This window comes from Cryobacterium sp. MLB-32 (assembly GCF_000738085.1).
GTDB lineage: Bacteria > Actinomycetota > Actinomycetes > Actinomycetales > Microbacteriaceae > Cryobacterium.
On sequence record NZ_JPRS01000147.1, the window covers coordinates 1 to 25,139 of the forward strand.

Consider the following 25,139-nt stretch of genomic DNA (forward strand, 5'->3'; position numbering starts at 1 on the left):
TGCTGGCGCTGCTGGCGCTGCTGGCGCTGCCTGTCCGCCGCCCCTGTTGACGCTGCTGACGCTGCTGGCGCTGCTGGCGCGCCGGGTCCGGAGCCTCGGCCGTGGGGCCGAAGTTGGCATCTCGCGTGCGACCCGCCAACTTCTGCCCCTTGCTTCCGCGAAGTGCCATCTTCTGCCCCTTCGTGGCGCTCCGTGGGGCCGAAGTTGTCGTCTCGCGTGGGATGCGCCAATTTCTGCCTGGTGGCCAGCGCGACGTGCCATCTTCGCGTTTCTTCGCGCCCTTTCGCGCCCTTTCGCGTCGGCGACGTGCCATCTCCTGCCTCGTGGCCTGTGCGACGCACGAATCTCTGTCTCTGGCTTCAGCGACGTGCCATCTTCCGCCCCGTCGTGGCACTCAATGGGGCAGAAATGGTCATCTCGTGTGGCACGCGCCCTGTTCTGTCCCTAGGCCTGCGTGAAGTGCCAACTTTTGCCCCTTGGCTTCCGTGACGTGCCAAATTTTGTCCCTTTGTGGCACTTCATGGGATCGAAATTGTCATCTCGTGTGGGACGCGCCCTGTTCTGTCCCTGGGCCCGCGTGATGTGCCACCTTTTTGCCCTTGCCCTTGCCCTTGCCCTTGCCCTTGCCCTTGCCCTTGGGCTTCAGCGATGTGCCAACTTTTGTCCCGTCGTGGCACTTCATGGGGCCGAAGTTGTCATCTCGTGTGGGACGCGCCCTGTTCTGTCCCTGGGCCCGCGTCATGTGCCATCTTCTGCCCCTTGGCTTCAGCGAAGTGCCATCTTCTGCCCCTAGGTCTCCGCGAAGTGACATCTTCTGCCCTTTCGCGGCGCACCATGGGGCAGAAGTTGGCGGTTGGTGGTCTGGGAAGCCCTGGACTACGGGCGCCAGCCGCGCGACCGCAGCGCCTCGTCGACGGCATCGCGCACCCAATCCCTCGACGATGCCTTGCGCACGGTGATCACCAGCCAGCCCGCCGCGCGCAGGTCGTGCAGACGCTCGGCGTCGCGGTTGAATTGCACGTCATCGGTGCGGTGTTGCTCCCCGTCGTATTCCACGAGAACCTTGTAGCGGAAATAGACCAGATCTCCCCGCACGTGAGGTTTGCCCGGAGGCAGCGGAATCTCCAGATTCGTTTCCGGTTCCGGAAAACCACACTCCAGCAAAAACAGGCGCAACAGCGTCTCTCGGCGGGACTCCACGCGAGGGCGAATCAGCTCGGCCGCTTCCCGCACGCGACGCGAACCCCGCTGCCCAGAATTCTGCGCCACGCCGACCGCGATATCGGCCGTGCCCGCGAGGGCGAACTCCGGCCGCAGCAGGTGATCTCCCGCTGCGACGAGGTCAGCCAGCCCCAGCACGACGGCGAGTTGGCACCACGTCGCGACGGGGTCGTAGAACAGGCATTCCCGCGACCGTGACCACACGCGGGCGAACGTCGGCGCAGTGGCCGATGATTCCGCGGGTCCTCAGCGTTCGGCTCGGGTCGACGACAGTCACGTGCAGGCGCTCGTCGTTCTCGACGTTCGTGGGGAGGGGCATTCCGAAGAGTATGGCGGCCGTTGCGTGGCTGAAGAAGGCACCCGCCGGCATCCGCTGGTGAAAGGCTTGGCAGCGGTCCATCGCGCCGATCACGCTGCCCGCGGCGACACATATTCCCCAGAACGGATGCTCAAGATCACTCGAGCGTCGTCGTTTGGACGAGACGCCCGCGGCGTCGGCCTGCTCGGTCGTGAACGCCCCGTATGCGAAGCCGGGCGGAAGTGGAGTTCGTCTATGCATGGCCCGAGAATGGCACCGACTCCGGGATCCTGTGGAGCTATCCACAGGCTGCCCGCCCGCGCAGGCGTCGAGGTGCCAACTTCCGCCCCATGGGTGGGCCGGCCCGCGTCGAGGTGCCAACTTCCGCCCCATGGGTGGGCCGGCCCGCGTCGAGGTGCCAACTTCCGCCCCATGGGTGGGCCGACCCCGCGGCGAGGTGCCAACTTGTGCCCGTTCGTCAGGTGGCAAGGGGCCAAATTTGGAGTATCGCGTACCCGTCGGGGCATAAGTTGGCATCTCGGCACGCGACGCACCAGCGACGCACCAGCGGCGCATCAGCGGCGCACCAGTGCCGCGCCTCGGCGCACCGTGGCGGCCCGCGGTAATCGGACAGACGTGCAGCGTGCCCACGGCAAACATGGAGACTTGGCGGTGCTCTCCGGTTAGAGTTAAGTCGTGAATACGACTCCAGAGGAATTCCTGATGTCCGGCGGCGGCGTGAGCATCAACACCCTGCCTAAGATCTCGCTGCACGACCACCTTGATGGCGCCCTGCGTCCGCAGACAATCATTGAGTTGGCGGAGGCCATCGGCCTCGATCTGCCCGCAACGGATGCCGAGAGCCTCCGCGAGTGGTTCGTTGACCAGTCCAGCGCCGGCTCCCTGGTTGAGTACCTCAAGACCTTCGACGTGACCTGTGCCGTGATGCAGACCCGTGAGGGGCTGTTCCGCGTGGCGAAGGAATACGTGGAAGATCTCGCCCTCGACGGCGTGATCTATGGAGAGGTGCGCTGGGCTCCCGAGCAGCACCTCGCGCGCGGCCTCACCCTCGAAGAGACCGTTGAAGCCGTTCAGGACGGCCTCGAGGCCGGCATCGAGCACGTCGAATCCCTGGGCAAGAGCATCCGCACCGGCCAGCTGATCACCGCGATGCGCCACGCCGACCGCAGCCTTGAAATCGCCGAACTGGCCGTGAAGTACCGCTACGACGGTGTCGTCGGATTCGACATCGCCGGGGCCGAGCTGGGGTTCCCCGCGAGCAACCACACGGCGGCCTTCGACCTGCTCGCCCGTGAATTCATGCCGACGACCGTGCATGCCGGAGAGGCCGACGGGCTCGACAGCATCCGCAGCGCCCTGTTTGACGGGCGCGCCCTGCGTCTCGGCCACGGCGTGCGCCTCGCCGAAGACGTGACGATCGAGCGCCAGGACGACGACAACACCTTTGTCACCCTCGGCCCGGTTGCCCAGTGGGTGCGCGACCGCGAGATCACGCTTGAGGTCAGCCCGTCGTCGAACCTGCAGACCGGCGCCATCGCGGCCTGGGGCGACGACCTGCTCGACCACCCCTTCGACCTGCTGTACCAGCTCGGCTTCAAGGTCACGGTGAACACCGACAACCGCCTGATGAGCGACACCTCACTCAGCCAGGAGCTCGCGCTGCTGAGCGACGCCTTCGGCTACGATCTGGACGACCTCGAGGTGTTCCAGCTCAATGCCGCTGCCGCCGCGTTCCTGCCGCTCGAAGACCGCGAAGAGCTGACGAACGCGATCATCGCCGGCTTTGCCGACGCCTGATCGCCTCATACCGCCCCTGATGAAAGATCCCATGTCGCTGCCGCCGCTTCCGCTTTCCGCCATCACGATCGGTGCACGCGTCGGTGATTGGCGAGCTGCGGTGACGGCGGCGGGAGCCGCTCTGGAGCGTTCCGGCGCCACGACGTCGGGGTACACGGAGCGCATGATCAGCGTCATCGACGAGTTCGGAGCGTACATCGTGATTGCGCCGGGGTTGGCGCTCGCGCACGCCCGGCCGGGCCCTGATGTGCTGGCCGACGGGCTCAGCGTCGTGACGCTGGCCGAGCCCGTGGTCTTCGGGCACCCGCACAACGACCCGGTCAGCGTGATCGTGGGCCTGGCCGTGTCCGAAAAAGACCAGCACCTCAGATTCGTGGCGGAACTCGCCAACGTGTTCAATGATGCATCCGTCATTCCCGCTCTTGCCGGCGCGACGGATGCCGAATTCGTGCGTGCGCTGTTCGGCCACGAGCCTTCGGGGTCGGACTCATGAAGATCGTGGTGATGTGCGGCGTGGGAGTGGGCACCTCCGCCATCCTCAAGGTCAACGCCGAGCGCGCCCTCGAACGGCTTGACATTGAGGCGCACGTCGTCGCCACGGATGTTGCCGGCGTGCGCGCCGAAGCCGCCGACGCGCAGGTCATCCTCACCTCGTCGGAGCTGTCTGGCGCCATCGGCAAGACGAACGCCGACGTGATCGTGATCCTGAACTACTTCGATGTGGACGAGCTCGTGGCCAAGCTCGACGTGGCGCTCGGCTCGTAGCCCGGCTGCGCTTCCGCGACAGGCCTGTTCAGGCCCTCGCTCCCTTGTGCCTCGACAGCCGCTTCTCGTGTCTCGTTGGTCGAGGCGCGACGAAGGAGCGATCGAGGCCTCGCGGGTCGTGTCTGAGAGCCAGCTCGCGCGGTCTCGAGACGCGCGCTAGGGCGCACTCCTCGACCAGCGGGGTGGGGGAGGCCTCGCGGGTCGTGTCTGGGAGCGGGCTCGTGTGGTCTCGAGACGCGCGCTAGGGCGCACTCCTCGACCAGCGGTGGGGGGAGACCGCGCGAGCCGATCTCGACCGGCGGGTACGCCTACGCGATCAACGCACGCATGCCCGCGTCGAGTTCGCTGAGGGCGGCCGCCGCCGCCGCCCGGCGCTCGTCGATGGTTCCCGTGGAACTGTGCGTGTCGAGATACACCTTGAGCTTGGGCTCGGTGCCGCTCGGGCGCACCATGACGCGTGATCCGTCGGTGAGACGGATGCGCAGCACATCGCTCGGGGGCAGGTCGCCCAGTCCCCAGCGAAAGTCATCGATCTGGTCCACGCGGATGCGCCCGATCAGTTCCGGTGGCGTCTGACGCAGCCGGGTCATGACGAGGGCGATCGTGGACAGGTCGCTCACGCGGATCGAGATCTGGCCGGACGCGAAGTGGCCGAACTTCTCACTGAACCGGTCGAGGTAGTCCGACAGGGTCAGGCCTTCCGACTTCAGGTCGCTGACGAGCGAGAGCAGCGCGACGGCGGCGGAGATGCCGTCCTTGTCACGCACGGTGCCCGGGTTCACGAGGTAGCCGAGGGCTTCTTCGTACCCGAACACGAGTCCCGGCGCGCGCGAGACCCACTTGAAACCGGTGAGGGTGTCGGCGAAGTCGAGTCCGTAGGCATCCGCTACGGCCCGCAGCGCGGGTGACGACACGATCGAGCACGCCAAGGTGCCCGTCAGCGGCTCGTTGCCGGCGGCCTCGGCGGCCTGCGACGCCGCGCGCCAGCCCAGGATCATACCGACCTCGTTGCCGCTGAGACGGCGGTAGCCGGACTCCTCGGACGCGTCCGGGATGGCGACGGCGAGGCGGTCGGCGTCGGGATCGTTCGCGATGATCAGCTCGGCCGACACCTCCCGCGCGGTTTCGTACGACAGGTCCATAGCGCCCGGCTCTTCCGGGTTGGGGAAGGCGACCGTGGGGAACGCGGCGTCGGGAGCGATTTGCGCGTCGACGAGCGTCGGCAGGTCGAAGCCGGCCTGCTCGAGCACGCGGCGGGTGGTGTCCCATCCCACGCCGTGCAGGGCGGTGTACACGGTGTTCACCTGGGCGCGCGGCGTGTGCGCGATGCTCGCGGTGGCGTCGATGTAGGCGCGCACCACGTCTTCCTCGGCGGTCTCATAGGCGGCTCGAGGCAGCTCGGGAACGAGCTTGTCGGCGGCAACGGCCAGAATGGCCGAGGCGATGAGCTTGTCGTCGGGCGACACGATTTGGGCCCCGTTATTCTCGTCGCCCAGGTACACCTTGTAGCCGTTATCGTTCGGCGGGTTATGCGAGGCGGTGACCATGACGCCGGCGCTCGCGTCGAGGTGGCGCACCGCGAAGGCGAGCACGGGGGTCGGCAGCAGCCGCGGTAGCAGCACCGCGCGCACGCCCGCACCCGACATGATCGACGCGGTGTCGGTCGCGAAGATCTGGGAGTTCTTGCGCCCGTCGTAGCCGATCACCACCGACGGCGTGACACCGGATGCGGCCTGCTCCAGCAGGTAGGCGGCCAGACCGGCCGCGGCCTGCGACACGAGCACGCGGTTCATGCGGTTGGAGCCCGCGGAGATTTCGCCGCGCAAGCCGGCCGTACCGAATTCGAGACGGGTGTCGAAGCGGTCATGCAGGGAGGCCAGGGCATCGGCGTCGCCGTCGGAGGCACCGTTGATGATGCCGCGCAGCTGGGCCTGGGTCTCCGGGTCGGGGTCCTGCACCAGCCAGGCACGCGCGGTGGCAATCAGCGCGATCGTGGGATCAATCGTGTCCGACCTGACGGCGTTCGTGGCGGCGGCCAGCAGCGCGCCGGCGGCCGAGGAAGCGGCATCGGCGAACGGGGTCGCCGAGGGGGTGTCGATCGTGTCCATGGCGGTGGTGGGGGCGTCCACGACGCGGGCGTTGGTCAGTGCCTCTGCTGCGGGCAGGTCAAACGGCTGCGAGTCGGTCGCCGGTACGTGCACCGTGCTGATCGCGAGTGTGGGGGTGCCCTCATCCTCGGCCTGCACGGTGAGCACAGCGGTGTCGGTGTCGGTGTCGAGCTGGGCGGCTGCCACGGCATCGCGTGTCATGGCGTCGTCGCCAGCGGGCGTCGCCGCGGCGGTGCCGAGCGGGAGCCAGGGATTAGGCGTCGCCGTCACGTCCGTGGCGGGCTCTGCCTCCGGTTCGGCAGCAGCGGATGCGGCGGCAACCGTGGCGATGGGCGCGACAGGTGCCGCGGGCTCCACAGGTGCCGCGGGCTCCACAGGCTCAACGGCGGCAGGGTCAACGGCTCCGACGGGTGCGGGGGTTTCCGCGGGTTCGACGGGCGTGCCGGGCTTCACGGTCTTCGCGGGTTCGGCGGGCGTGCCGGGCTTCACGGTTTCCACGGCTTCCACAGGCGTGCCGGGCTCCACGGTTTCCTCGGGTTCGGCGGGCGTGCCGGGCTCCACGGTCTCCGCGGTCTCCGCGGTCTTCACGGGTTCTGCGGTCTCCGCGGTTTTCACGGCTTCGACGGGCGCGTTCGCATCCGTTTCGGCATCATCGGCGCGGGCGGAATGGCGACCACTCGTGCGTGCGGGCGTCACGTCGCCGGTGTCGGCGTCGTTCACGCTCACAGTGCGGCCACGATCCGGGCGAGGAGCGCGCTGATCACGGGCTCGGCGTGCTGGCCGGCCTCGATGACCTCTCCATGGCTCAGCGGGGTCTTCTGGATGCCGGCGGCGAGGTTGGTGATGAGCGAGAGCCCGAGGATCTCCATGCCGGCCTGACGGGCGGCGATGGCCTCGAGAGCGGTGGACATGCCCACAATGTGGCCGCCGATGGCCTTCGCCATCTGCACCTCAGCGGGCGTCTCATAGTGCGGCCCGCGGAACTGGCAGTACACGCCCTCGTCCAGGGTCGGGTCGATCGACCGCGCGAGGTCGCGCAGGCGCGACGAATACAGGTCGGTCAGGTCGATGAAGGTCGCACCCTCGAGCGGCGAATCCGCCGTGAGGTTGATGTGGTCGCTGATCAGCACCGGGGTGCCGGGCGTCCAGGTCTCACGGATGCCGCCGGCACCGTTGGTGAGAATCATGGTCGTCGCGCCGGTGGCTGCGGCCGTGCGCACGCTGTGCACGACCCGGCGCACCCCGTGGCCTTCGTAGTAGTGGGTGCGGGCGCCGATGATCAGGGCGCGCTTGCCGCTCGGCAGCAAGACGGAGCGGAGGGTGCCCACGTGCCCGGCCAGTGCGGGGGCGCTGAAGCCGCTGATCTCCTGGGCGGGGATCGTGTGCGTGGTTTCACCGATGAGGTCGGCGGCCTTGCCCCAGCCGCTTCCGAGGGTGAGGGCAACGTCGTGGCGGGGCACTCCGGTGATGTCGGCAATCTGCTGGGCGGCGGTCCGTGCGACGTCGAAAGGATCGGTTTCTGGCGCGTCGAGCAGGTTTGTGTCGGTCTTGAGCATTCCCCCACTCTAATTGACCGACGAATTCGACGGACATTCTCAGCCAAACCCGACGATTTGGGGCGGTGAATGCCAATCTCAGGCTCCGAATCCGCACATTTCCCGGTCTGGCGCTCCTCCGAAGGTTTGGTGGGGGGCGTGGGAATTGAGAGAATGGGGGACATGGCCTATGAGTTCGAACGCAAGCAGAGCATCGTTGTACTCGGCGGAGGGCCTGGCGGATACGAAGCGGCCCTCGCGGGTGCCCAGCAGGGTGCCGAGGTCACGTTGGTCGAAAGCGTCGGCGTGGGCGGGTCAGCCGTCATCACGGACGTCGTGCCGTCCAAGTCCCTCATCGCCACGGCCGAGGCATCGAACTCGATCGGCGAAGCCACCGACCTGGGAGTGCAGTTCTTCGTGCGGGGCGAAACGGGCAAACCCCTGCGCCCCGAAGTCGCCATCAACCTGGCCGCGGTGAACAAGCGTCTGCTCGCCCTCGCGCGCCAGCAGTCCGAAGACATGAAGGCCACGCTCATCCGCGCCGGCGTTAAGTTCGTGCAGGGGCACGGTCGACTCGACGGCACCACGGCCGTGATTGTGGCGACCTCCGCCGACGCCACGGCAACAGATTTCGATCGCATCGACGCCGACACGATCGTCGTTTCCGTGGGCGCGAGCCCCCGCATCCTCTCGTCGGCCCTGCCGGACGGGGAGCATATCCTCACCTGGACCCAGCTGTACAACCTCAAGGCTGTGCCCGAGCACCTCATCGTGGTCGGCTCGGGTGTCACCGGCGCCGAGTTCGCGTCCGCCTATCGGGCGCTCGGTGCCAAGGTCACCCTGATTTCGAGCCGCGACCAGGTGCTCCCGGGTGAAGACGCCGACGCCGCCAACGTGATCGAGAACGTCTTCAAGCGCAACGGCATGGTCGTCATGTCGAAGTCTCGCGCGGCATCCGTCGTGCGCACCGAAACCGGCGTGCTGGCCACGCTCGAAGACGGACGCGAGGTGAAGGGCAGCCACTGCCTGATCGCCGTCGGTTCCGTACCGAACACCAAGGACATCGGGCTGGAGGCGGCCGGCGTGCAGCTGACCGAGTCCGGTCACATTCAGGTGAACCGCGTCGCGCGCACGTCGATCCCGAACATCTACGCGGCCGGCGACTGCACGACCGAGCTGCCGCTCGCCTCCGTTGCTTCGATGATGGGCCGCACGGCCGTGTTTCACGCCATGGGCGACACGGTCAACCCGATCGAAATCCGCAACGTGGCCGCGAACATTTTCACGCAGCCCGAGATCGCGACCGTCGGCTGGACCCAGAAGCAGATCGAAGACGGCCTCGCCCAGGGCGATGTGTACAAGCTGCCGCTCTCGTCCAACCCGCGCGCCAAGATGATGGGCATCAAGGACGGCTTCGTGAAGCTCATCGCTCGTACGGGCAGCGGCACCGTCATCGGCGGAGTGATCGTGGCCCCGAAGGCCAGTGAGCTCATCTTCCCGCTTGCCCTCGCCGTGGAGCACCGCCTCACGGTTGACGAGGTTGCCCGGGCGTTCCCGGTCTACCCCTCGCTGACGCACTCGCTCACGGATGCCGCCCGCGCCATGCACGTGGTTCTCTAGCGCCCCACGCGACCGGCGCATAACTCCTGCAAATCGGCACGGCCTGACGGGACGGCCTCGTGATTTCGGGGCCGAATTGGGGTCGGCTCAGAATCTGCAGGAGTTATGCGGTGTGGCGCGGCCCCGTGGGGCGCCGCGCTACGCGGCGTCGGACTCGAGCACGGCGTCGGTGACAGTGAGCAGCAGCGAGCCCGACGACACGGTGACTCCCACAACGGCGGCGAGGTCTCCGACCACGCCGTCGCGGTGAGCGGTGAGCGGCTGTTCCATCTTCATGGCCTCAAGCACGAGCAGCAGGTCGCCCTTGACGACCACGTCCCCGTCGGCCACGAGCAGCTTCACAATCGTGGCCTGCATGGGCGCCTTGACGGCATCGCCACGGTCGGCAGCGACCGCTCCGGATCCGCCGCGACGACGGGGAGCCGGGCCAACGGATGCGTCGCCCGCGGAACCGGGCAGCAAACGGGTGGGCAGGCTCACCTCGATGCGGCGACCCTCCACCTCCACGACCACGTTGTGACGCTTCGGAACGGGAACAGCGTCCTCGAGCGTGCCGGTCCAGGGCTCGATCGTGTTCACGAACTCGGTTTCGATCCACTGCGTGTACACCGAGAACGGTGCGCCGTCGGCCGGGGCGAATGCGGGGTCGCGCACGACCTGGCGGTGGAACGGCAGCACGGTCGGCAGGCCGGTCACCTCGAACTCGTCCAGGGCGCGGCGCGAGCGCTCGAGCGCCTCCTCGCGCGTGGCACCGGTGACGATCAGCTTGGCCAGCAGGGAGTCGAAGGATCCGGAGATCACGTCGCCGGACTGCACTCCGCTGTCCACGCGCACTCCGGGACCGCCGGACGGCTTGAACACGTGCACCGGTCCGGGGGAGGGGAAGAAGCCTCGGCCGGCGTCTTCGCCGTTGATGCGGAATTCGAAGGAGTGGCCCACGGCGATGGGGTCATCGTAATCGAGCACGCCGCCGGCGGCGAGGCGGAACTGCTCACGTACGAGGTCGATGCCCGTGACTTCCTCCGACACGGTGTGCTCGACCTGCAGGCGGGTGTTCACCTCAAGGAAGGACACGGTGCCGTCCTGGCCGATCAGGAACTCGCAGGTTCCGGCCCCGACATAGCCGACCTCGCTCAGGATGGCCTTGGACGCGCGGTACATCTCCGTGGTCTGCGCCTCGGTGAGGAACGGGGCCGGGGCTTCTTCCACGAGCTTCTGGTGCCGGCGTTGCAGCGAGCAGTCGCGGGTCGACACGACGACGACGTTGCCGTGCATGTCGGCGAGGCACTGGGTTTCCACGTGACGGGGGTTGTCGAGGAACTTCTCCACGAAGCACTCGCCGCGTCCGAACGCCGTGATGGCCTCACGCGTGGCCGAGTCGAAGAGTTCGGCCACGTCGGCGCGTTCGCGCACCACCTTGAGGCCGCGCCCGCCGCCGCCGAAGGCGGCCTTGATCGCTACGGGCAGGCCGTGCAGATCGACGAAGGCGAGCACCTCGGCGGCGTCGACGACGGGGTTGAGCGTTCCGGGAGCCATCGGAGCGCCCACCTTTTCGGCCACGTGGCGTGCCGAAACCTTGTCGCCGAGACGGTCGATCGCCTCGGGCGAGGGCCCGATCCAGGTGAGTCCGGCGCCGATCACGGCGCGGGCGAAGTCGGCGTTTTCAGCCAGGAAGCCGTAGCCGGGGTGCACGGCGTCGGCGCCGGAGCGGCGCGCCACCGAGAGGATCTTCTCGATGACGAGGTATGTGTCCGCACCGGTCGTGCCGTCGAGTCCGTAGGCCTCGTCGGCGAGGCGGGCGTGCAGGGAATCGCGATCCTGGTCGGCGTAGACGGCCACGGAAAGAATCCCGCTGTCTTTGGCAGCACGAATCACCCGGACAGCGATCTCGCCCCGGTTGGCAATGAGGACCTTCGTTATGAGTGGCACAAGTCCCAAGCTTATGGGGCCGCGGTCGAACCCTTTTGGTTCTCTCCCACAAAAACACACGCCAAATCAGTGCGGATGCCTACAACTGGTTGACAATCGGCCTCTCACAACGCCGACACAATCAGATCGCGCCGCGGCGATTCCAGAGGTCGGGCCAGTGGTGACCGAGCCCGGCGACGAGCCGACGCAGCGTCGGCAGCGACAGCCCCACGACCGTGGACGGGTCTCCCACGATGCGCGTGATGAACGGCGCGCCGAGGCTGTCAATGGTGAACGCGCCGGCCACGTAGAGCGGCTCGCCGGTTCCGATGTAGGCGTCGAGCTCGGCATCCGTGATGTCGTCAGCGAAACTCACCTCGGCCTCCGCGACCGCGCCGACGGCTCGGCCAGGCACGCCGTCGACAACCTCGATCAGCCAGTGTCCGGAGTACAGCGTGCCCGTGCGCCCGCGCTGCAGCTGCCAGCGCTCGTGCGCCGTCGCCATCGTGTGCGGCTTGCCGTAGATCACCCCGTCGAGCACGAACACCGAGTCTCCGCCCAGAATCAGCGAGACACCGGATGCCGCGGCGGCGGCGTTGCCCGCGCTTGCGCCGGCCGAGCCATGCGATCGGGGACCGTCGGGACCGTCGGGACCGTCGGACACCTGGGCCGGCGTGCCGTCGGCAGCGGTCAGTCTGGCCGCGGCCTCAGCCTTCGAGCGTGCCAGGAGTTGCACGACCGCGGCGGGAGCGAGCGGCGTTCCGGCGGCGGCGTTCGCTGCGGCCGTGACCGCGTCTTCGTCGACCTCGGGGGAGACGAGTTCGGGCTCGACCCCGGCCGCGCGCAGCAGGGCCAGGCGGGCCGGAGACGTGGAAGCCAAAATAAGACGCATAGATCAAGTCTATGTTTGCCCGCGGAGGGGGGTGTTCGGGGGGCAGTGTGGGATTATCGAGGGATGGGCATCAGTAATACAGAGAACACGTCGGCGCACGAACCAACATCCGACACCGCGGTAGGCGCCGAGATCGAACTCGACATCACCAACGTCGCCCACGGCGGAATCTTCGTGGCCCGGCACGAGGGCCGTGTGGTCTTCGTCAGCGACACCCTCCCCGGCGAGCGTGTGCGCGCCCGCCTGACCGAGGCCAATCACAAGAGCTTCTGGCGCGCCGAAACCATCGACGTGATCGATGCGGCGCCGGAGCGTCAGCCGCACGTCTGGGCATCCGCCGCCCTCGACCGTGCCCCGGAAGACCGGGCGGGCGGCGCCGAATTCGGGCACATCGAGCTGGGGTTCCAGCGTGAGCTCAAACGCCGGGTCCTCGCCGACGCGCTTCAGCGCATGGCCGGCATCGACAGCCCTGTCACGGTGGAGGCTGTTCCCGTGGGTGAGCACGCGAGTCCCGGTGACGCCATGGACGGGACCGGCTGGCGCACCCGCATCAGCCTGCACGTGGATGACGACGGAACCGTGGGGCCGTATGCGGCCCGCTCGCATCGCGTCATTCGGGTGAACGACCTGCCGCTGGCCGAACGAGCCATCGAGGAGATCGCTCCCCTCGACACGCTGTTTCACAACGCGGCCACCGTCAACCTCGTCGCCCCCTCGGAGGGGCCCGTGCGCGTGCTCGTGTCGGAGAAAGACAAGCACGGCAAGCCCCGGCCCAGCCCGCGCAGCGTCATCCGCGAGCGCGTCGGTGATCGCGAGTTCGAACTCGACGTCTCCGGTTTCTGGCAGGTGCACTCCCGCGCCGCCGAAACACTTTTCCGGGCTGTGCAAGACGCTATTGACCCCGAACTCTTCGACCCCCGTGCCACGAACCTCGACCTCTACGGCGGGGTGGGTTTGCTCGCCGCGGCCGTGGGCGACCGGTTCGGCAGCTCCGTGCGCATCACGTCGGTGGAAAGCGACCCGGAGGCCGTCAACTTCGCGGCGACCAACCTCAAGGAATGGGTGGGCGCCACGGGCCGAAACCGACCGCGTCGACCGGTACCTGCAGCGGGTGATCCGTGAAGCGGATGCCGCCCAGCGCTCCCGGTTGCAGGCCGCCACGGTCGTGCTTGACCCGCCGCGTTCCGGCGCCGGCAAGGTCGTTATCGACCATCTCGGCACCCTGGCGCCGCGCCAGATTGTGTATGTCGCATGCGATCCCGTGGCGTTGGCCCGAGACGTGGCATTGCTCGCCGGATACGGCTATGAGCTCAAGAAACTGCGCGCATTCGATCTATTTCCGAATACTCACCATGTCGAAGCCGTCGCCGTTCTGGTCAAATAGCTATCGTTAACCCTAGAAACCAACGAAAGCAGTGAAATCGTGACGCAGGCACCAGCCGAGACACCGGCATCCGTTGACAAACCGATCCTGGTCGCGCTCGTCGACGATCACGAGTCGGTGAGGCTGGGGCTGAAAGCGGCGTGCGAGAACTCCGGTTACACGGTGCTGTTCACCGCAGCGACCGTGCGCGACCTCGTCGACGGACTGCACGGACGGGTCTGCGACGTGATCGTTCTCGACCTGTCCCTCGGTGACGGCTCCCTGATCACGGACAACGTGAAACTGGCCCAGAGCACGGGTTCGGCCGTGCTCGTGCACAGCATCGCCGACCGCGTCGCCTCGGTGCGTGAGGCACTCGCCGCGGGGGCGGCCGGGGTCATCCCCAAGTCCTCGCCGACCACCACAGTCATGGCGGCCATCGCCTCGGTCGCCCGCGGCGACGTGCTCAACAACCTTGAATGGGCGACGGCAATCGACGCCGACCGCGACTTCGCCAAGGCCCAGCTGGGGCGCCGTGAGCGCGACGTTCTGCACCTCTACGCCTCCGGGCTGCCGCTGAAAATGGTGGCGATGCAACTCGGAATCGCGCACTCCACCGCGCGGGAATACCTCGACCGCATTCGCGTCAAGTACGTGGAGGTCGGTCGCCCGGCACCCACTAAGGTCGACCTGCTCCGCCGCGCGGTCGAAGACGGAATCCTCCCTGGGCTGGATACAGAGGCCGGGGACGGCCGTGTCTAAAGCGCAGGCGGCCGACTCCCGCGTCCGTCCCGTCGGCCGTGGAGACGAACTACTGGTCGGGGGAACTCGGCCGCGCAATTCGCTCAGCCGCGCGCAGATCGAGACGGTGCTGTCGCGTTCCGTAGCGGGCATTTCGGTCATTTTTGCCCTGCAGAGCCTGCCGGCGGTGCTGCATCAGTTTGAGGAACACGCGTCCATCGGCACGTACCTGATGGCCTTCGGGCTGGGACTGGCCGTCGCCTGTGTGGTGTTCGCGACCGTGTTCAAGCGGGGTGTCCGTGTGGCCACGAGCAGCCTTGCCATTGTGTATCTGCTGGCCCTGGCGGCGTGGCCGATCGTGGTGTCGGGCATGGTCGCCGAGGTAAGTGACAAACCGTGGCTCTGGTATCTCTGCACGGTCGCCACCTCGTGTGCGGCGATCGGATTCAGCGTGCGGTGGGCGGCCATTTACACCGTCGTCGCGCCGGTTGTCTATGGCGTCGTGCGGATGGAGCCATCCGGCGGGCAGGCCGACCTGCTGCTGGCCTCCCTCGACGTTCTCTACGCCGTGCTGCTCGGGCAGGTCGTGCTGATCATCATCACCATGCTGCGCACCGCAACCTCCAATGTCGATCAGGCGCAGAGCAATGCCCTCGCCCAGTATTCGGTTGCGGTCCGTCAGCACGCCACCGAAGTCGAGCGCGTCGAGGTGGACTCCATTGTGCACGACAGCGTGCTGGCTACGCTGTTGTCGGCCGCCGGTGCACGCACCGAGAAGGGCGCCGAGCTCGCCGCCACGATGGCCGCGAACGCCGTGGATCGCCTGCTGGAGGCCAGCGCGGCACGGCCGGACGACGAGGCGCGCATCCCCTTCCATCGCTTGGGCATCCGCCTGCGTCATGAGGCCGCCGCCTCCTCGGTTCCGTTCACCTTCGTCGACACCTCCGACGACGCCGTGACCGTGCCCGAGCAGGTGAGCGACGCCCTGTTCGCGGCCGCCCTGCAGGCGATGGTGAACAGTGTGCAGCACGCCGGCACGGCGACCGTCCCGGTGAAACGTGCGCTGACCCTCAGTGCGACTCCCGAGGAGGGGTGTCGCATCGAAATCGCCGACGCCGGAGTGGGGTTTGATTCTGCGCTCGTTCCCACGGAACGACTCGGACTCCGGGTATCGATTCAGGAACGCGTCACGAGCGTCGGCGGATTCGTGTGCGTGCGCACGAGTGTCGGAAAGGGCACGATCATCACCCTGCAGTGGCCGCGCCCCGATGACCAGCCTCCCCTCGAGGTCGACGAACTCGACGGAATCCCCTCGATTGAACTGGACGACCCCGGCAACGAGACCGGCCTGCTGACGCCGGGGGGAGTGACGGCATGATGAATCACTACCGTCGGCTGATTCTCGGTCTCGCCGCGCTCTTCTCCGGTTACCACATTCTGCTCGGTATCTATTCACTCAACCTGCCGCTGTCCCCGGCGCCGATCATCGCGGCCATGGTGCTCTACGCGGTCGCCAGCGTGCTCAGCCTCTGGCCGACGAGTCCGATTCGGATGCCTCTGGGCCTGGCCTTCTTCAACGTGGCCGTGGCCGGGGCCCTGCCGTTGATTGTCGGAAGCCAACTCGATGGCTCGTCGCCCAACAACGGGTACGCCACCTGGTACGTCGCAGCCGTAGGCACCCTCCTCACCATTACGGCCACGCGCAAGCGACCGACGCTTGCCTGGATCGGCACCGGCTTCCTCATCGTTCACACGGTCGTCTGGGCCGGCCCGGCGGCGCTCGGCTCGATGGGCGTCATCGGTAGCGCGGTGTGGGTGGCGGCGGCGGCCCTGCTCTCACGCGCACTCGCGAAGGCGGCACGCGATGCCCAGCAGTTCTCCCGCGCGGAACGTGAGGCCGCGCGCTGGCAGGCCGCTCAGGAGGCGCACCTGTATGAGCGCCAGGTGCGTCTCACGCACACTAACCGGCTGGCTCTCGCCATGCTGCAGCGCATCGTCCATCTCGGCGGCGCGCTCGATGAAACCGAACGTCAGGAATGTCGTTACCTCGAAGCCGCTATCCGTGACGAGATCCGTGGGCGCCGCCTCCTCAATGACGCGGTGCGCGACGAGGTCATGCTCGCGCGAAGGCGCGGTGCGATCGTGACGCTGCTCGACGAGGGTGCCATGGACGATATCGTCGGCGCGGAGCTTGAGCGGGTGCTCAATACGCTCGCAGAGGCGATCTCCCGCACGACGGCCGACAAGATCATCGTGCGCACGGCTGCGGATGGGTCTGACACCGCCGTCACGGTCGTCGGGCTGCGGAGCGCCGAGCCGTGTTCCGGGGCGCTCAACGACGATGACACCGGTGACGAGGTCGACCTGTGGCTGGAGATCCCTCGAGCCCTCACGGCGACCAAACAGCACTAACTCCACGTGCACCTCCCGCCCGTCGATGCGTGAGGGTCCCGCTGGTCGAGCCGCGAGGTACGAGCGAAGTTCCGCTGGTCGAGGCGCGAGGCACGAGCGATCGAGACCCGGTGAGACGGGTCGGCTCGCGGGGGCTCGACCGCGTCGTGCCTCGACGGGCCGCGTGAGCCGCCGCCGGCGGTACGCATGCGAAAGGGGACCTGCCGAAGCAGGTCCCCTGTCAACATTTCGAGCGCAAGCGGCAACCCGAATGCCACCCGTGCTCGCCCCCACTCGTTCGCCTCAATACCCTAGTCGGCGAAAAAGTGGTGGTGTGACTCTGTGAGCAACACCGAGCAATTCTATTCTCGTCTTCTTTACCCACACAGCGCAGTCGGCATTTAGGAGGACAGCGTGCCGCACCGCGCCTGACTACCCCGAGAAGCTGCGCCAGCTGCCCTGCCCGGCGGCGATCGGCCGACGGATGGCGCGCTGGTTGACCTGCCACGCGCTCTGGTGACGACTCGGAGCCGAGCGGCGTTCGTCCGACTCCTCCCGCAGCAGGCTGCGCAGGATGGCGATAACCGCGGAGGCCTCGGTGGGCGTCACGCCCTCGGTGACGAAGATGATCTCCGAGGGATCAAACTCGGACGGCTTCAGTGTCTCATTCATGTTTGTCTCTGCCGGTGCGATGTCGATGGTCAGTGTCATGGTGCCCTAGAGCGGGATGTTGCCGTGCTTCTTGGCGGGAAGGGAGGCGCGCTTGGTGCGGAGCGCGCGTAGCGCCTTCGTCACGGCGACACGGGTCGCGGCCGGCTCGATGACGCCGTCGAGCTCGCCGCGTTCGGCGGCCAGGAATGGGCTGGCGACGTTGTACGTGTACTCATTCGCGAGCCTGGTGCGTACCGCGGCCACGTCTTCGCCATTGGCCTCCGCCTGCTTGATTTCGGCACGGTAGAGGATGTTCACGGCGCCTTGGCCACCCATGACGGCGATCTCCGCGGTCGGCCAGGCCAGGTTGATGTCGGCCCCGAGCTGTTTGGAGCCCATCACGATGTACGCGCCACCATAGGCCTTGCGCAGGATCACGGTCACGAGGGGCACGGTAGCCTCAGCGTAGGCGTAGAGCAGCTTCGCGCCACGGCGGATGATGCCGGTCCATTCCTGGTCGGTGCCGGGCAGGAAGCCGGGCACGTCGACCAGCGTGAGGATCGGGATAGAGAAAGCGTCGCAGAACCGCACGAAACGGCTCGCCTTCTCGCCGGCCTCGATGTTAAGGGTACCGGCCATGGCGCTCGGCTGGTTGGCGACGATTCCGATGGACCGTCCCTCGATGCGGGCGAAGCCCACGACGATGTTCGGCGCGAACAACGGCTGCGTCTCGAGGAATTCGCCGTTGTCGACGAGACTCATGATCACGGTCTTCACGTCATACGGCTGGTTCGGGGAATCGGGGATGATGACGTTCAGCGCGCGGTCGGCATCCGTCGTCTCGAGCTCCACCTCGCTGTCGAACACGGGGAGTTCGGCCAGATTATTGTCGGGGAGGTAGCTCAGCAGAGTGCGGGCGTAGTCGAGGGCATCCGTCTCATCGCTCGCCAGGTAGTGGGCAACGCCGGAGACCTTGTTGTGGGTGAGCGCGCCGCCGAGCTCTTCCATGCCCACGTCTTCACCGGTGACGGTCTTGATCACGTCGGGGCCGGTGACGAACATCTGGCTGGTCTTGTCGACCATGATCACGAAGTCGGTGAGCGCGGGGGAGTACACGGCGCCACCGGCGGCGGGACCGCAGATGATCGAGATCTGCGGGATCACTCCGGACGCCGCGGTGTTGCGGCGGAAGATTTCGCCGTACTTGCCGAGGGCCACGACACCCTCCTGAATGCGGGCTCCGCCGGAATCGAGGATCCCGATGATCGGCACGCCGGTCTTGAGCGCGAGGTCCATCACCTTGATGATCTTTTCGCCGGCGACCTCGCCGAGCGACCCGCCGAAGATCGTGAAGTCCTGGGAATACACGGCCACCTGGCGCCCGTGGATGGTTCCGGTTCCGGTGACGACGGCGTCGCCGTACGGCCTCTTCTTCTCCATGCCGAAGGCCACGGTGCGGTGGCGCACGAATTCATCGAGTTCAACGAACGAGCCGAAGTCGAGCAGCTGGTCGATGCGCTCGCGGGCGGTCATCTTGCCCTTGGCATGCTGTTTCTCCACGGCGGCTGCCCCACTCGCGGTCACGGCCTCGTGATAGCGCAGTTTGAGGTCGGCAAGCTTTCCAGCTGTCGTGTACAGGTCGGGGCCCGCAACGGGCGTGTTCTCAGTCACGCGTTTTACTCTACCGGCCAGCCCTGACCAGCACCCGTTGACGATTAGCCACAAAGAAGCCCGGTTTCACTGGTCGATTCCCCTTGGGTTACCGTGCCTCCATCGGCGTGATGCCTGCGGCGTGTGCAGAAATGGCCCAAAATGGGTGTTTGAGGGCAGATTCGGCAGAATTGCCGGAGTTATGCCGACGAAGGGTGCCACATGGAGTTTCCAGCCAGCCAACCGGTTGTGTCAAGGTTTGAGTATCTGGCCGAGGCCGGGTCGACCAACGACGTGCTCGTCGGGCATGCCACCGGGGCGGATGCCGCGGGCTGGCCCGATTTCTCCGCGGTCGTCACCGACAACCAGACCCAGGGACGGGGTCGGCTCGGGCGGGTCTGGCTGGCCCCCACCGGCAAGTCGCTTGCCATCTCCACGTTGCTCCGCCCGGAGCTTCCCGGGGGCGGCGCGTTGCCGCCGCACCGGCTCGGTTGGTTCCCGCTGCTCGCCGGCGCCGCCATGACGCTCGCGGTGCGTGACGTCGTCGATGCTGCGCGTGTTCCCGAGACTGCGGACGCCGCCCCCGAGGACCGGCCGCCGAGCCACGATGTCACTCTCAAATGGCCCAATGATGTTCTGATCGACGGCTACAAGGTCTCCGGTATTTTGAGCGAGCTGCTGCCGGACACACGCGGCATCGTGATCGGCGCCGGGCTCAACCTCTCGCTCTCCGAGCACGACCTGCCCACGCTCACGTCAACGTCGCTGCTGCTCGTGACGGGAAGCCAGCCGAACGCCGACGTCGTGCTCGCGATGTACCTCACTCGACTCGGCGAACTGTATCGAGCATTCCTGGCCGCGAACGGAGACCCTGTCGCGAGTGGGCTGATGGCGGCGGTCACCCAACTCTGCGGCACGCTCGGTTGCGCCGTTCGGGTGGAGCTTCCGGGGGGCTCCGACCTCGTCGGCGTCGCCCAGAGCATCGACGACGACGGCCGGCTGGTTGTGAAGAACGACATCGATGGCGAGCTTCAGGCTGTCGCAGCGGGAGATGTGACGCACCTGAGGTATTAATGGACTGTGAGTAGAAAACCGCTATGAGCAAGAAGAAGACAGCCCGCAACGCGACCACGGGCCCTCTGTCTCCGGCTGCACAGCCGCCGGAGCGCGTCGTCGCCCGGCTGCGGGCGCATGCGCGCGTGCTGTTCTGGCCCACGATCCTGCTGTTCGCCGTGTGCGGGATCACCGGCTTCTACTTCGGCAATCTGGCGCTGCCGTGGCAGAACACCGCGCTGCTCGTGGGCGCGGTGCTGCTGTCCATGGTCGGGTGGCTGCTTCCGCTGGTGCTCTGGCTCAGTCGCCGCTACACGATCACGACACGGCGCATCATCTTTCGACACGGTTTCTTCGTGCGTGTGCGCCATGAACTGGTGCACAGCCGGGGCTACGACGTGACCGTGCGCCAGACCTGGCTGCAGTCCCTGTGGCGATCCGGCACCGTGAGCATCAACACGGGGCTCGAGCATCCGCTTCTGTTGAAGGACGTGCCGAACGCCGACCTTGTGCAGCAGGTGCTCAACGACCTGATGCACGAATCACGCAGCTACATCGGGCTGGGCCGCGAGGAGACCTCGTCCTTCGCCCCCGGCACCCCCGCCTGGGGTCGCAGCTCCTAGCACCGTCCCCGCGCTGGTCGAGGCGCGAGGCACGAGCGATCGAGGCCTGATGAGAGCTCCATCGGTCTGAGGGTCGGCTTGCGCGGTCTCGATCTCGACAAGCTCGATCCAAGCGCTCCTTCGTCGCGCCTCGATCAGCGGGGAGGCAAGCCCCCAGGCTGCCTACTGGGCCTGGGCCTGGGCCTTGGCCTGCAGGCGCACGGCATGCAGCTCGATGGCGTCGAGTTCCATCGCCGTGGGAGCGGATGAGTCCAGGTCGGCTTCCAGCTCGGCCGCTGCGCCGCGGCGCGAGGGTGAAAAGACCCAGTAGCGGTAGAGCACGAACCGGAACACCGATCCGAGGGCGAGCCCGATCACGTTCGACGAGATGTTGTCGGCGAGCACGCTGGTGTAGCCGAGCACGTAGTGGCTGATCCACAGGCATGCCAGGCCGATGCCCATTCCCACGAGGCTGACGGCGAGAAACTCGAGACCTTCGCGCAGGGCGCGGGTCTGTCGGTGTTCGCCGAACGTCCAGAACCGGTTGCCCACCCAGTTCGCCACGATGGCGAGTGTTGTGGAAATGATCTTTGCGTAGATCGGGCCCGCGTGCATGTTCTCTGGCGTGAAAACGGTCGTGCGCAGCAGCGTGAAGACCGCCACGTCGACGACGAATCCCACGAGTCCGACCGCGCCGAACTTGCCGACCTGCCCGGCGAAGCTCAGCAGCCGGTTACGGTTGATCGAGATTGTCGTCATGCATCCATCCATCGATCGGTAAAATTAGCGCGTGGTGTCCGCGAAGCTCGAAGTATATGTCTAGCGTGAAACGACAACCTGAGAATAACCACGTTCGTCTGAACATCTGCACAGGGAATGGTGAACATATGGGTATGACCGTTGGTGTCATTGGCGGAGGCCAGCTGGCGAGAATGATGATACCCGCCGCCGTGGCGCTGGGAATCGACCTCCGCGTGCTCGCCGAGCAGCCGGGGATGTCGGCCGCGCTCGCCGCGGTGGCTGTCGGCGACTACCGCGACCTCGATACGGTTGTGGCCTTTGCCGAGACCGTCGACGTGATCACCTTCGATCACGAGCATGTTCCGCAGGAGATCCTGCGCGAGCTCGTGCGCCGCGGCGTGCAGGTGCACCCGGGCCCGGACGCGTTGCTTTACGCGCAGGACAAGTTGCTGATGCGCGAGCGTCTCACCGAGCTCGGCCTTCCCGTTCCCGACTGGGCGCGGGTGGAGACCTCCGATGAGCTCGGTGCCTTCCTCGCCGAGCACGGTGGGCGCGCCGTGGTCAAAACGGCCCGCGGCGGCTACGACGGCAAGGGCGTGCGTGTCGTGTCCCACGAACACGAGGCCGACGACTGGTTCACGGCGCTCGCCGAGGACGCCAATGGGGGCGCCCTGCTGGTGGAGGAACTCGTGGAATTCCGCCGTGAGCTCGCCCAGGTCGTGGCGCGTCGCCCGTCCGGCCAGATCGCCCTGTGGCCGGTCGTCGAGACCGTGCAGCGTGGGGGAGTGTGTGCTGAAGTGATCGCGCCCGCCCCCGGTTCCGTCGGCCGCATCGCCGAGGTGGCCGCCGATATCGCGGTGGCCGTGGCGGAGGGCATCGGCGTCACCGGTGTGCTGGCCGTGGAGTTGTTCGAAACAACGGATGACCGACTGCTCGTCAACGAGCTCGCCATGCGCCCGCACAACAGCGGCCACTGGTCGATCGACGGGTCGACCACGAGCCAGTTCGAGCAGCACCTGCGCGCCGTGCTTGATCTGCCGCTGGGCAGCACGGGCGCTCGGGATGCCTGGTCGGTCATGATCAACGTGTTCGGCGGGCCGGCCGGGGGTGTTCTCGGCGACCGCTACGGGGTGGCCCTCGCGGAGCATCCGCTGGTGAAGGTGCACAGCTACGGCAAGGCGTCCAGGCCCGGCCGTAAGGTGGGCCATGTGACCGCCGGCGGCGACGATCTGGACGACGTAGCGTATCAGGCGCGTGCCACTGCGGCGTTTCTGCAGGAGTGAGCCATAAGATCGTCCTCGTGCTAGACAAATCTGTGTCCGAAACCGCTGTGCCCGCCACCGAAGGAGCCGCTGCGGCGATTCCGCTCGTGGGTGTGGTCATGGGTTCCGACTCGGACTTCACGGTCATGAGCGCGGCCGTTCAGGTGTTGCGCGACTTCGGCGTGGCCTGCGAGGTGCAGGTCGTCTCCGCGCACCGCACGCCGCACGCGATGATCGCCTACGGCGAGACCGCCCGTGAACGCGGTCTCAAGGTGATCATCGCCGGTGCCGGTGGTGCCGCACACCTGCCAGGGATGCTGGCATCCGTCACGACCCTCCCGGTCGTGGGCGTGCCCGTGCCGCTCGGCCTGCTCGACGGCATGGACTCCCTGCTCTCCATCGTTCAGATGCCGGCCGGCGTGCCGGTAGCCACCGTCTCCATCGGGGGCGCGCGCAATGCCGGCCTCCTCGCGGTGAAGATCCTCGCCACATCCAATGATTCCCTCCGGCTCAAGCTTGAGGCATTCTCCGATGACCTCGGTGCGCAGGCCGAGCAGAAGAACCGCGACTTGCAGGCCCGCCTATGAGCCAAATCACCAACCCGATTCGTTACCCGGACTTCGGGTCGCCGCAGACGATGACCAAGCGGGCCTGGTGGCTCGTGGTGCTCAACGTTGCCCTGCCCGGCTCGGTGCAGGTTCTCGCCGGCAACCGTCGTCTCGGCCGTTTCGGACTCGGGTCCACGCTCACCTTCGTGGCGCTGGCCACTGTCACTCTGATTGTCTACAAGGTCTGGCCAGAGATCTTCCTCAGCATCTTCACGAGCAACCTCGGGCTGTGGGCCGCGGCGCTCGTGCTCACCTTCTACGCCGTCGTCTGGCTGATGCTCACCCTGGACACGCTGCGCCTCGTGCGCCTGGTGCGGGCCGGGCCGCGCGCACGACCGGCGATCGCCCTGCTCACGACGGCCGTCATGCTGGTCGTGTGCGGCACCGCGGGCTACGGCGCCTACGTCGCCACGACAGCGAGTGGTTTTCTCTCCGACGTGTTCGTCGCCGGGGCCAGCGAACCCCCCGTGAACGGACGCTACAACGTGCTCGTGCTCGGCGGCGACGCGGGGGCCGACCGCGACGGCCTCCGCCCCGACAGCATCTCCGTGGTGAGCATCGACGCCGACACGGGCCAGGCCACCATGATCAGCCTGCCGCGCAACCTCGAAAACGTGCCGTTTTCGGCCGGGTCCGCCCTCGGTGCCCTGTACCCGAAGGGCTACGGAGCCATCGATGGCTGTGACACGGATGCCTGCATCCTCAACTCCATCTACACCGAGGGCGAAATCAAACGCCCGTTCCTCTACCCCGACGCGGTCGCCCAGGGCAGCTCCCCGGGCATCGAGGCCACGAAGGAAGCGGCCCAGGGCATCACCGGGCTGCAGATCCAGTACTACGTGCTCATCGACATGCAGGGCTTCTCCGACCTCGTCGATGCGCTCGGCGGGGTGGACATCGATGTGCAGAGCCGCGTTCCCGTGCACAAAGACGAGACGTTCACCACGGTGGCGTTCTGGTTCGAGCCGGGCATGCAGCACATGGACGGGTATCACGCCCTGTGGTTCGCCCGCTCCCGCCACGGCACGAGCGACTACGACCGCATGAACCGGCAGCGACAGTTGCAGGAGGCCCTGCTCTCTCAGGCCAGCCCGGCGAATGTGCTGACCCAGTTCCAGGGCGTGGCCAAGGCCGGCAAGGAGGTCGTCAAGACCGACGTGCCGCAGGGCATGCTCGGCTACTTCGTGAATCTCGCGTCGAAGACCAAAACGCTGCCGGTCGAGGGTGTCGCGCTCACGCCCGACAACGGCGTCGACCCGGAGAACCCGGACTACGCCCAGATCACCGCTCTCATCGACGCTGCTCTGGCCCCTCCCGCAACGGATGCCCCGGCCGGCTAGCCCCGTCGCCTCCTGGGGTCTCGATTCGGGGGAGACTGCTCGGGGTCGGTGCGGCGGAACGAGAACTTCTTGTGTCCGAAGAAGCTCAGCAGCGTCGTGACCACAAGGATGAGCAGCTGGGCGACCAGCGGCGGCACCCGGGCCCCCTCGACGAGCAGGGGCAGCGCGGCCGCGTTGATGCCGATCGCCACGACGTACACGCTCACGAACCGGGCGAAGTCCCGCACAACGTGGCCGTGTACCGGAAAAACGAAGCGGCGGTAGAGCACAAACGCCAGGCTGATGCCCACCACGTATGAGACCGCGAGGCTGAGCAGGTAGCCGAGGGGGACATCCGCAAAGACCCACAGCGTGAACGCCGAGAAGACGAGATAGCCCACGAACGTGTTGGTTGCTCCGACAGCGAGAAACCGAATTCGCTGGTCTCGGACCAGTCTGCCAAGTCGTGTGCGCATGTGTCCTGGGAAAATTGGGGAAAAACGGTGTACGCACGTGAACGTCCCTGTGTTTCTGTTGTCGCTGCAGATGGCACACATGCGGTTTGTTCAGCCTACAGAGCGTGCCGACGCTGG

The 25,139-nt window shown here is 67.0% G+C and carries 22 protein-coding genes and 1 pseudogene; 13 read left to right on the top strand and 10 right to left on the bottom strand.

Features of this window, described 5'->3' with window-relative positions:
- Positions 1 to 876: 876 nt before the first annotated feature.
- Together JF66_RS13575 and JF66_RS23690 are read right to left on the bottom strand one after the other, a co-directional pair.
- Positions 877 to 1,359, bottom strand: coding sequence for a DUF559 domain-containing protein (locus tag JF66_RS13575; RefSeq protein ID WP_051973537.1), 483 nt, complete (start codon positions 1,357 to 1,359; stop codon positions 877 to 879).
- A complete protein-coding gene (locus JF66_RS23690; RefSeq protein ID WP_035879013.1) occupies positions 1,343 to 1,780 on the bottom strand; it encodes a hypothetical protein in 438 nt (145 codons plus the stop codon). Before JF66_RS23690 ends, JF66_RS13575 begins: the two co-directional genes overlap by 17 nt.
- Before the next feature lie 462 nt (positions 1,781 to 2,242).
- Here JF66_RS23690 and JF66_RS13585 point away from each other — a divergent pair, with 462 nt between their 5' ends.
- From JF66_RS13585 to JF66_RS13595, 3 genes are read left to right on the top strand one after another with little or no spacing between them, the layout of a single operon-like run.
- A complete protein-coding gene (locus JF66_RS13585; protein WP_035879015.1) occupies positions 2,243 to 3,337 on the top strand; it encodes an adenosine deaminase in 1,095 nt (364 codons plus the stop codon).
- Positions 3,338 to 3,356: 19 nt separating this feature from the next.
- A complete protein-coding gene (locus tag JF66_RS13590; protein ID WP_369798024.1) occupies positions 3,357 to 3,830 on the top strand; it encodes a PTS sugar transporter subunit IIA in 474 nt (157 codons plus the stop codon).
- The gene (locus JF66_RS13595) at positions 3,827 to 4,102 is read left to right on the top strand and encodes a PTS sugar transporter subunit IIB (RefSeq protein ID WP_035879017.1); all 276 of its coding nucleotides are present in this window, start codon (positions 3,827 to 3,829) and stop codon (positions 4,100 to 4,102) included. The genes JF66_RS13590 and JF66_RS13595 overlap by 4 nt, the downstream gene beginning before the upstream one ends.
- Before the next feature lie 308 nt (positions 4,103 to 4,410).
- Here JF66_RS13595 and JF66_RS13600 read toward each other — a convergent pair whose 3' ends face one another.
- Both JF66_RS13600 and JF66_RS13610 read right to left on the bottom strand, forming a co-directional pair.
- Positions 4,411 to 6,105, bottom strand: a complete 1,695-nt coding sequence (locus tag JF66_RS13600; protein WP_035879029.1) for a phospho-sugar mutase — start codon at positions 6,103 to 6,105, stop codon at positions 4,411 to 4,413.
- Between the two features lie 827 nt (positions 6,106 to 6,932).
- Positions 6,933 to 7,766 carry a purine-nucleoside phosphorylase gene (locus tag JF66_RS13610; protein WP_035879018.1) on the bottom strand — a complete coding sequence of 278 codons (834 nt, stop codon included), beginning with the start codon at positions 7,764 to 7,766 and terminating at the stop codon, positions 6,933 to 6,935.
- A 162-nt stretch (positions 7,767 to 7,928) separates the two neighbouring features.
- Here JF66_RS13610 and JF66_RS13615 point away from each other — a divergent pair, with 162 nt between their 5' ends.
- Positions 7,929 to 9,365 carry an NAD(P)H-quinone dehydrogenase gene (locus JF66_RS13615; protein ID WP_035879019.1) on the top strand — a complete coding sequence of 479 codons (1,437 nt, stop codon included), beginning with the start codon at positions 7,929 to 7,931 and terminating at the stop codon, positions 9,363 to 9,365.
- A 138-nt stretch (positions 9,366 to 9,503) separates the two neighbouring features.
- Here the strand turns inward: JF66_RS13615 and JF66_RS13620 are convergent, their stop codons facing one another.
- Complete coding sequence (locus JF66_RS13620) at positions 9,504 to 11,294, bottom strand: biotin carboxylase N-terminal domain-containing protein (RefSeq protein WP_035879020.1); 1,791 nt, start codon at positions 11,292 to 11,294, stop codon at positions 9,504 to 9,506.
- Positions 11,295 to 11,415: 121 nt separating this feature from the next.
- Complete coding sequence (locus JF66_RS13625; RefSeq protein ID WP_035879021.1) at positions 11,416 to 12,165, bottom strand: nucleoside triphosphate pyrophosphatase; 750 nt, start codon at positions 12,163 to 12,165, stop codon at positions 11,416 to 11,418.
- 63 nt (positions 12,166 to 12,228) lie between these two features.
- Here JF66_RS13625 and JF66_RS13630 point away from each other — a divergent pair.
- The 4 genes and pseudogenes from JF66_RS13630 (at position 12,229) to JF66_RS13645 (ending at position 16,681) form a co-directional block, all read left to right on the top strand.
- Positions 12,229 to 13,549, top strand: a pseudogene (locus JF66_RS13630) (class I SAM-dependent RNA methyltransferase).
- 39 nt (positions 13,550 to 13,588) lie between these two features.
- Positions 13,589 to 14,290, top strand: coding sequence for a response regulator transcription factor (locus JF66_RS13635; RefSeq protein ID WP_231556424.1), 702 nt, complete (start codon positions 13,589 to 13,591; stop codon positions 14,288 to 14,290).
- Positions 14,283 to 15,647 (top strand): sensor histidine kinase, encoded by a 1,365-nt coding sequence (locus tag JF66_RS13640; protein ID WP_051973538.1) that lies wholly within the window; start codon positions 14,283 to 14,285, stop codon positions 15,645 to 15,647. Before JF66_RS13635 ends, JF66_RS13640 begins: the two co-directional genes overlap by 8 nt.
- Complete coding sequence (locus JF66_RS13645) at positions 15,644 to 16,681, top strand: hypothetical protein (protein ID WP_035879023.1); 1,038 nt, start codon at positions 15,644 to 15,646, stop codon at positions 16,679 to 16,681. Before JF66_RS13640 ends, JF66_RS13645 begins: the two co-directional genes overlap by 4 nt.
- 411 nt (positions 16,682 to 17,092) lie before the next feature.
- On the opposite strand, the gene JF66_RS13650 is transcribed toward JF66_RS13645, so the two are convergent.
- Complete coding sequence (locus tag JF66_RS13650; protein ID WP_035879032.1) at positions 17,093 to 17,332, bottom strand: acyl-CoA carboxylase epsilon subunit; 240 nt, start codon at positions 17,330 to 17,332, stop codon at positions 17,093 to 17,095.
- Between the two features lie 45 nt (positions 17,333 to 17,377).
- Complete coding sequence (locus JF66_RS13655; protein WP_035879024.1) at positions 17,378 to 18,982, bottom strand: acyl-CoA carboxylase subunit beta; 1,605 nt, start codon at positions 18,980 to 18,982, stop codon at positions 17,378 to 17,380.
- 201 nt (positions 18,983 to 19,183) lie between these two features.
- Between JF66_RS13655 and JF66_RS13660 the strand changes: the two genes are divergently transcribed.
- Positions 19,184 to 20,035 (top strand): biotin--[acetyl-CoA-carboxylase] ligase, encoded by an 852-nt coding sequence (locus JF66_RS13660; protein ID WP_035879025.1) that lies wholly within the window; start codon positions 19,184 to 19,186, stop codon positions 20,033 to 20,035.
- A 23-nt stretch (positions 20,036 to 20,058) separates the two neighbouring features.
- Positions 20,059 to 20,637 (top strand): PH domain-containing protein, encoded by a 579-nt coding sequence (locus tag JF66_RS13665; protein WP_081882387.1) that lies wholly within the window; start codon positions 20,059 to 20,061, stop codon positions 20,635 to 20,637.
- Between the two features lie 162 nt (positions 20,638 to 20,799).
- Here JF66_RS13665 and JF66_RS13670 read toward each other — a convergent pair whose 3' ends face one another.
- Positions 20,800 to 21,375, bottom strand: coding sequence for a GtrA family protein (locus JF66_RS13670; RefSeq protein ID WP_051973540.1), 576 nt, complete (start codon positions 21,373 to 21,375; stop codon positions 20,800 to 20,802).
- A 128-nt stretch (positions 21,376 to 21,503) separates the two neighbouring features.
- Here JF66_RS13670 and JF66_RS13675 point away from each other — a divergent pair, with 128 nt between their 5' ends.
- From JF66_RS13675 to JF66_RS13685, 3 genes are all read left to right on the top strand, one after another.
- Positions 21,504 to 22,640, top strand: a complete 1,137-nt coding sequence (locus tag JF66_RS13675) for a 5-(carboxyamino)imidazole ribonucleotide synthase (protein ID WP_035879026.1) — start codon at positions 21,504 to 21,506, stop codon at positions 22,638 to 22,640.
- A gap of 98 nt (positions 22,641 to 22,738) precedes the next feature.
- Entirely contained in the window at positions 22,739 to 23,206 is a 468-nt protein-coding gene (gene purE / locus JF66_RS13680; protein WP_051973542.1) for a 5-(carboxyamino)imidazole ribonucleotide mutase, read from the top strand.
- Positions 23,203 to 24,567 (top strand): LCP family protein, encoded by a 1,365-nt coding sequence (locus JF66_RS13685; protein WP_035879027.1) that lies wholly within the window; start codon positions 23,203 to 23,205, stop codon positions 24,565 to 24,567. Before purE ends, JF66_RS13685 begins: the two co-directional genes overlap by 4 nt.
- Here the strand turns inward: JF66_RS13685 and JF66_RS13690 are convergent.
- A complete protein-coding gene (locus tag JF66_RS13690; RefSeq protein WP_051973541.1) occupies positions 24,564 to 25,022 on the bottom strand; it encodes a GtrA family protein in 459 nt (152 codons plus the stop codon). The two genes, JF66_RS13685 and JF66_RS13690, sit on opposite strands and share 4 nt — an antisense overlap.
- Positions 25,023 to 25,139 lie beyond the last annotated feature (117 nt).